Here is a 7,584-nt window from a genome sequence, read left to right as displayed (position 1 = left end):
TTATAAGAAAACCAATTTGCTTTATGATAGGTTTTAGGTATAGTTTTACCCACCCTGAGATTATATTAATAAATTGATTTTTATATAAAAAAACACCCATGGATTATGATACATGGGTATATAAAGGGAATAAAAAGATGCCCATCTATTGGGAAAAGACTGAGCACATAAAACTTAATATATTTAACAATAAATTAATAATAATTGATTTAAATCACGTTTTCAATAATTAATTTTAAGTATTTCAAAAAATTAAAAATACCTCATGATTGTGAGTCTTTGGACTCACATTCTTCAATTCACCGACCTTACACTTTTCTGCAAACCCTGCTGTATATCCAGCACAAAACCCTCACCTTGATTCGACTTAAGTTTTGCTTTAGTTCTTGCATTGGTTTCAGCTTGTTCAGTGTCAGTTTCTTGATTTTCATCAGTATAAAATTCCTCTATTAAATTCAGACCCTCCTCAGAATTTACTTCAAATCGTACATTGCCATAACCTTGCCGTGCCATTTGATCTAAAGCCGTTTGATTAAATCCAGTTGCTTTGCTTTGTTGATCAATTTCTTTTGCTGTTTGAATCGCTTGTTGTAGATTGACACCTTCACGCAGGGTTAAATCTACGTAATACACAGGCGTTCGATAGCTTTGTGTCGTGGATTTACCCCGTAGCGTCAATTGCAATGGCAAACATGAAAGTAAGCCATTCGATGCTGCATGGTAATAACTAAGCCTCGCAGCCAAAGTACGAATACTATTAAAGCCTGTAGTTCTAAAAATAAATGTTCCGAGTTCATCCGATTCATCAAGATTGACATGTAATCGACCAAAAGGCTTACAGTTCCCTCCTTGTGCTAATGGGCATAAATCTGGTGATGGACATGGATGCTGTTCAATGCCTTGGTTGCTTTGTCTTTGACAGAATTCACCATTTCCAACACAAACAGGTCGTCCTGTTTGCCGATCAAATAAAGTATATTCAGCTCTAAGGTTAAGTTCGGGATCATTAAAAATCATCCGTACTGGAATGGTTCGAAGTTTTTGATTGGGTGCTTTGGCTCTGAGTTGTTCATCCAGTGGATGTTTGATCCAGCCATCTTTATTCTGGATTTGGCTGGTGATGGTAAATTGGTCATCCTTTTCAGGCAGTCGTTTCCCATTCTTTTCGACTATTTTGCCAATACTGATTCGCCCTAAAATAGGAGGTGTGATTGCTAAACCTTTAATCATGGTAGTTTCCTCTTCTGTTTAAATGAGTTTCTGTATTTGGTTAAAATGAAATTTGCTTAAAAAAATCCCATGCGCTCAGGCATGGGATTTTTAGTAGGTCTGTTTTAATTTTAAGTGGTTGGATATTTCGCTTAGGCTAATCGGTATAAATATTGAAACGCCGTGAGCCTTGTTTAGTTTGTGGAAATTGACTGAGATATTCTGGATGTGATTTGAGTAAAGCCTTACTGTCTAAGCTGATTGAGTCTTTAGACTTTTTCCACGTCACTGAACCAGTGCTGAATGTTGCACGTTCAGCCTGTTGCATCTTGGCTTGCAGTTGATGTTTGAGTAAGTCAAATTGCTCCTGATGTTTTTCAATTTGATGGCGTGCTTGAATCAATTGTTCAAATTGTTGGTTGGACTTCTCATCTTCGGATAAGTCTGTGGTACTCAGTGGTACATGTTCAGGATAAAGCTGTTGTAAAGCTTTCGCTGCCGATTCACTCGCATCAGCATCAGGTGGGGTGTCTTTTTCCACACATTCCCAAAAGTGTCGTTCTGCATTGATGATGTGTTGGATCACTGATTCTGAACGAGTCACTTTAAAAATTCGAGTTTCATGCCCACAGATCAGTACACAAATATGTGCTGCTTTCTTGCCTGTGACTGCCAATTGATGTTGTACTTGGCACAGCACATATAGAGGGACACCATCTCGCCATAGTTTTGCGCCATATTCTCCAGCGGTTTTACATTCTAAAAGTTGTACGTCTGCATCACCCACCACAGAATAGTCCAAGTTTGCCAACATGAAATGTTTATCGGGCTCAGGATGTTGTAATACGGCATTGACTCGACGTACTTTATAATTGGTGTGTAGGCTGTAGTATTCAGCGACCAAAGGCTCTAGGCGTTTGCCCCAATATAGCGGTGCGTGTCCTTCACTTTCATCTTCAATGTTTTGTTGAATACGTCCAGTTTTAATCATCCACAGTTCCAGCATCGACATATAGGGATTCAGTCCACAGGCTGAGGCACAATCACTACTGCCAATGCCTTGTTTACGCACTTTGAGCCATTCAGCTTGTGACATGCTTTTGGTTTCAGCTAAGCGTTTGGGGTGCTTTTTTCTTCTTGAAGGTAATGAGTAAGCTTTTGATCCTGTTATAGAACCTATGGTGGGTTGGGGTAAATTTGCGATATGTTGTCTCATGATGTATTCCTCTAACTTCTAGTTTGAAAGACATAAAAAAATCCCATGCTTTTTTGGCATGGGATGAGAATTGAAATCAGGATGTTTAAATGGTATTTAGTCGATGCGATAACTCAGCTTAATTTCGTCAAACGTTGCAAGACGAATAAAGTCAGTATGGTAGATATGCCGATATCCATCTAAGACCAGATATTGAGGGTGCGGTATTTCATCCACTGTCCTTTATAAGAAAACCAATTTGCTTTATGATAGGTTTTAGGTATAGTTTTACCCACCCTGAGATTATATTAATAAATTGATTTTTATATAAAAAAACACCCATGGATTATGATACATGGGTATATAAAGGGAATAAAAAGATGCTCATCTATTGGGAAAAGACTGAGCACATAAAACTTAATATATTTAACAATAAATTAATAATAATTGATTTAAATCACGTTTTCAATAATTAATTTTAAGTGTTTCAAAAAATTAAAAATACCTCATGATTGTGAGTCTTTGGACTCACATTCTTCAATTCACCGACCTTACACTTTTCTGCAAACCCTGCTGTATATCCAGCACAAAACCCTCACCTTGATTCGGCTTAAGTTTTGCTTTAGTTCTTGCATTGGTTTCAGCTTGTTCAGTGTCAGTTTCTTGATTTTCATCAGTATAAAATTCCTCTATTAAATTCAGACCCTCCTCAGAATTTACTTCAAATCGCGCATTGCCATAACCCTGACGTGCCGTTTGATCCAAAGCTGTTTGATTAAATCTTGAAGCTTTGCTTTGTTGGTCAATTTCCTTAGCCGTTTGAATGGCTTGTTGAAGATTGACGCCATCCCTTAAAGTTAAATCGACGTAATACACAGGGGTTCGATAACTTTGTGTGGTGGATTTTCCTCGAAGTGTCAGTTGAAGTGGTAGACATGAAAGTAAGCCATTCGATGCTGCATGGTAATAACTCAGTCTCGCTGCCAAAGTCCTAATACTATTAAAGCCTGTGGTTCTAAAAATAAACGTACCAAGTTCATCCGATTCATCTAAATTCACATGCAAACGGCCAAAAGGTTTACAGTTGCCTCCTTGTGCCAATGGGCATAAATCAGGGGATGGGCATGGATGTTGTTCAATGCCTTGACTGGTTTGCCTTTGACATGTTTCACCATTACCAATACATACAGGTCGTCCTGTTTGTCGATCAAATAAGGTATATTCTGCTCTAAGGTTAAGTTCGGGATCATTAAAAATCATCCGTACTGGAATGGTTCGAAGTTTTTGATTGGGTGCTTTGGCTCGCAGTTGCTCATCAAACGGATGATTGATCCAGCCGTCCTTGCCTTGGATTTGACTGGTAATAGTGTCGGGTAGGCATGGCTCATTACTGAGCCACGCCCCCCTAAGAACCGTACGTGCGAGTTTCCCCGCATACGGCTCAAGCCTTTCAAAGCCCGTCTGCACGAGCCGGCTTCACTACTTCGATACCGTGGAGTCATGACTTCGATCCAGTTCAAGTCTGTTTAGCATCTTCCTGTTCCTCAATGATTGCTGTATCTTGAGAGCTGTTCGCTCTTCAAAATACTTATCCCACTGTGGGTCAAATGGATTGGCTTCCAGCTTAAGTGGTCGGTGACGTTGAATAGGTGTGTCTGACGCATTTCGTAGCATCTTCAGGATCGGTTCACCTTTCGGGAGTCTCTTTCCTGTTGATGCTGCAAATACCCAACTTCGAGTACCTAGAGTATGGAAATAACGCTTCCTTACCCAGCGGCCGCCTTTGTTTGGGTGACGACGAACCGCCCATTGCCACAATGTCCGCCAAATCTCGTAATCGACCCGAGCAAAAGTTGCTTTTGCAACGACGTGCCGGTGATAGTTTGCCCAGCCCTGAATTATCGGGTTCAGCATCTGAATCAGATAATCCTGATTCAGTGTCTTATTCCCTTTGATAACAGTGCGTACTTTCTTAAGAAAAGCTGCCACATTCGCTTTCGACGGTTTGATGAGTAACTTGCCGTTATACTTGCGGATGTTCTGCCCCAGAAAGTCAAAGCCTTCGTTGATGTGCGTGATCTTGGTCTTTTCTGGGGAAAGCATAAGCCCTCGTTCCCGCATAAAGTCCTCAATAATCGGCATAACTTCATCCTCCAGTAGCTCTTTCGAGCATCCAGTGACAATAAAGTCATCCGCATAACGTACATACCCGACTTTGAGACGGTGTCCTGCCCAGTTGATCCTCCGTTTTCTTTCGAATTCGGCGTTCAATCGAGCTTCCATACCATCAAGGACGAGGTTCGCCAAGACTGGCGAAATGATACCGCCCTGTGGCGTACCTGCGTCGGTGGGAAACAATTGTCTATTTTCCATGTATCCAGCTTTTAACCACATCTTCAGGATGTTTCGATCCGTCGGGATATGTTTTAGTAACCAGTCATGATCGATATTGTCGAAGCAACCTTTGATGTCACCCTCCAAGATCCATTGTGGCGAATGTTTCCGAGCCAGTGCGATAAAGCACTGTCCGATAGCATCCGCAGTAGACCTGTGAGCGCGAAAACCAAATGACCGCTGGTCCGCTGTTGTCTCAGCCAAGGGTTCAAGGGCAAGCAAGTAGAGTGCCTGCATTGCCCTGTCTTTCATGGTTGGGATACCCAGCGGTCGCATCTTCCCGTTGGTTTTAGGAATATAGACGCGCTTCAGCGGCAACGGTTGATATCCGTGCCGCCTGAGTAACAATATCGCTTGAGATTTAGCTTTCGGCGTAGACCAAAGCCTGTGATCTACACCGGATGTCCTTTTACCTCGGTTCTCAGTGACTCGTTTGACGGACAATGCTTTCCCGCAAAACGAGTGAGTCAGCAGCCATTGCAGGGCTTTCACCTTGCCGTGTCTGCCTTCCCGTGTTGCCTTTACGATACGCGCTTGGAGCCTTCGCACTTCACGGCGACATTGGGTCCAGTCGATACTGTCCCATTCCTCGATCTCGTGTGAGGACGCACCCGCGCAAACTTGCGTAGTCATCTGCAATTCCCTCATTAAAAGGTTAATCAAACTCTCTCGTAAAGAAAGACCGAGTGGAAGTCTGCCTGCTTTCGCATGGGATGATATCGCCTTGCAGCTCAACCCCTATCTGCCCCATTACAGAGCAGCGTTCGCTTTCTCCACTTTTCCTTTACCCGCACCGCCAACGGCATTCCTTACAGTTTGCCTGCCCAAAAGGGCAACGATACGGGCTTACCGTGTTCCGCATGAGTAACGAGATGGGTTAGACCCTGCCTATTCACCGGCGGTCATTATGTCCGTGTACCCCCACAATTCATGAGGTAACCGACCGCATACCTTTTGGTCCAAGCCTGTCAGCATCTTTGGCTTGTCAGACGTAACGATGTTTATCAGCAGTTCACATATGTTGGTCATACCATCCAGCCTAGCGCCGTATCCGCATTGATGCTTGCAGATAACACCCCCACCTCACGGCTTGGTGCGGCTTAAAAGCCCAGCTACATTGTCCCGACAGCTTCACACAGGATCGTTGCCAATCCTGCATGTGTCGGTAGGCTACTGATGACGGCACATCAGGTTCACACGCGAGTTTCCTCGCTGGAACAATTACTCAAACGACTTCACGTCACACAAATTGATCATCCTTTTCAGGCAGCCGCTTTCCATTCTTCTCAACAACCTTACCAATACTGATGCGTCCAAGTATCGGTGGGGTAATCGCTAGACCTTTAATCATGGTAGTTTCCTCTTCTATTTAAATGAGTTTCTGTATTTGGTTAAAATGAAATTTGCTTAAAAGAAATCCCATCCGCTGAGGCATGGGTTTTTTTGTAGGCTTGTTTTAATGTCAAGTGGTTGGATATCTTGCTTAGGCTAATTACCTTTCAATCATCATCGGTATAAATATTGAAACGCCGTGAGCCATGTTTAGTTTGTGGGAATTGATTAAGATACTCAGGATGCTGTTTGAGTAAGGCCTTGCTGTCTAAACTGATTGAGTCTTTAGACTTTTTCCACGTCACTGAACCATTGCTGAATGTTGCACGTTCAGCCTGTTGCAACTTGGCTTGTAATTGATGCTTGAGTAGGTCAAATTGCTCCTGATGCTTTTCAACCTGATGGCGTGCTTGAATCAATTGTTCAAATTGTTGATTGGCCTGTTCATCTTGAGTTAAATCTGTGGTCATCAGTGGGATATGTTCAGGATAAAGTAGCTGTAAGGCTTTGGCTGCTGATTCACTGGCATCAGCATCTGGTGGGGTGTCTTTTTCCACACATTCCCAAAAGTGTCGTTCAGCATTGATAATGTGTTGGATCACTGATTCTGAGCGTGTTACTTTAAAAATTCGTGTTTCATGTCCACAGATCAACACACAGATGTGTGCTGCTTTCTTGCCAGTGACTGCCAGTTGATGTTGCACCTGACAAAGTACGTATAAAGGCACACCTTCTCGCCATAGTTTTGCGCCATATTCCCCTGCGGTTTTACATTCAAGTATCTGTACATCTGCATCACCCACCACGGAATAGTCCAAGTTTGCTAACATGAAATGTTTATCAGGTTCAGCGTGTTGCAGGACTGCATTGACTCGACGCACCTTATAGTTGGTATGTAGACTGTAGTATTCAGCGACTAAAGGCTCTAGGCGTTTGCCCCAATATAAGGGTGCATGGCCTTCACTTTCATCTTCTATATGTTGTTGGATACGACCTGTTTTAATCATCCACAGTTCAAGCATTGACATATAGGGATTAAGTCCACAAGCTGCGGCACAGTCACTACTGCCAATGCCTTGTTTACGCACATTGAGCCATTCGGCTTGTGACATGCTTTTGGTTTCAGCTAAGCGTTTGGGTTGCTTTTTTCGTTTTGAAGGTAATGAATAAGTTTTTGATCCTACAACAGGACCTATGATGTATTGGGGTAAATTTACGATATGTTGTCTCATAATGTATTCCTCTAACTTCTAGTTTGAAAGACATAAAAAAATCCCATGCTTTTTTGGCATGGGATGAGAATTGAAATCAGTATGTTTAAATGGTATTTAGTCGATGCGATAACTCAGCTTAATTTCGTCAAACGTTGCAAGACGAATAAAGTCAGTATGGTAGATATGCCGATATCCATCTAAGACCAGATATTGAGGGTGCGGTATTTCATCCACTGTCCT

Annotated in this window: 5 protein-coding genes and 1 pseudogene; all 6 read right to left on the bottom strand. The window is 42.4% G+C overall.

The annotated features are described in order from the left end of the window. Positions 1 to 294 precede the first annotated feature (294 nt). Positions 295 to 1,230, bottom strand: a complete 936-nt coding sequence (locus tag M2R48_RS07365) for a hydrolase or metal-binding protein (RefSeq protein WP_262085617.1) — start codon at positions 1,228 to 1,230, stop codon at positions 295 to 297. Positions 1,231 to 1,366: 136 nt separating this feature from the next. Next, on the bottom strand, positions 1,367 to 2,425 hold the full coding sequence (locus M2R48_RS07360; RefSeq protein WP_262085615.1) for a YqaJ viral recombinase family protein: 1,059 nt from the start codon (positions 2,423 to 2,425) through the stop codon (positions 1,367 to 1,369). 516 nt (positions 2,426 to 2,941) lie between these two features. Next, positions 2,942 to 3,871: a hydrolase or metal-binding protein gene (locus tag M2R48_RS07355; protein WP_262085614.1), complete on the bottom strand. Its 930-nt coding sequence runs from the start codon at positions 3,869 to 3,871 to the stop codon at positions 2,942 to 2,944. Between the two features lie 12 nt (positions 3,872 to 3,883). After that, positions 3,884 to 5,431, bottom strand: coding sequence for a group II intron reverse transcriptase/maturase (gene ltrA / locus M2R48_RS07350; RefSeq protein WP_262085613.1), 1,548 nt, complete (start codon positions 5,429 to 5,431; stop codon positions 3,884 to 3,886). A gap of 613 nt (positions 5,432 to 6,044) precedes the next feature. Beyond that, positions 6,045 to 6,149, bottom strand: a pseudogene (locus tag M2R48_RS07345) (hydrolase or metal-binding protein); the annotation flags it as partial. Positions 6,150 to 6,297: 148 nt separating this feature from the next. Further along, entirely contained in the window at positions 6,298 to 7,362 is a 1,065-nt protein-coding gene (locus M2R48_RS07340) for a YqaJ viral recombinase family protein (protein WP_262085611.1), read from the bottom strand. Positions 7,363 to 7,584: the final 222 nt, after the last annotated feature.

The organism is Acinetobacter sp. I-MWF (assembly GCF_025433935.1).
GTDB lineage: Bacteria > Pseudomonadota > Gammaproteobacteria > Pseudomonadales > Moraxellaceae > Acinetobacter > Acinetobacter guillouiae.
The sequence above is the reverse complement of the archived record's forward strand: the minus strand, read 5'-3'. Positions and strand labels throughout refer to the sequence as shown.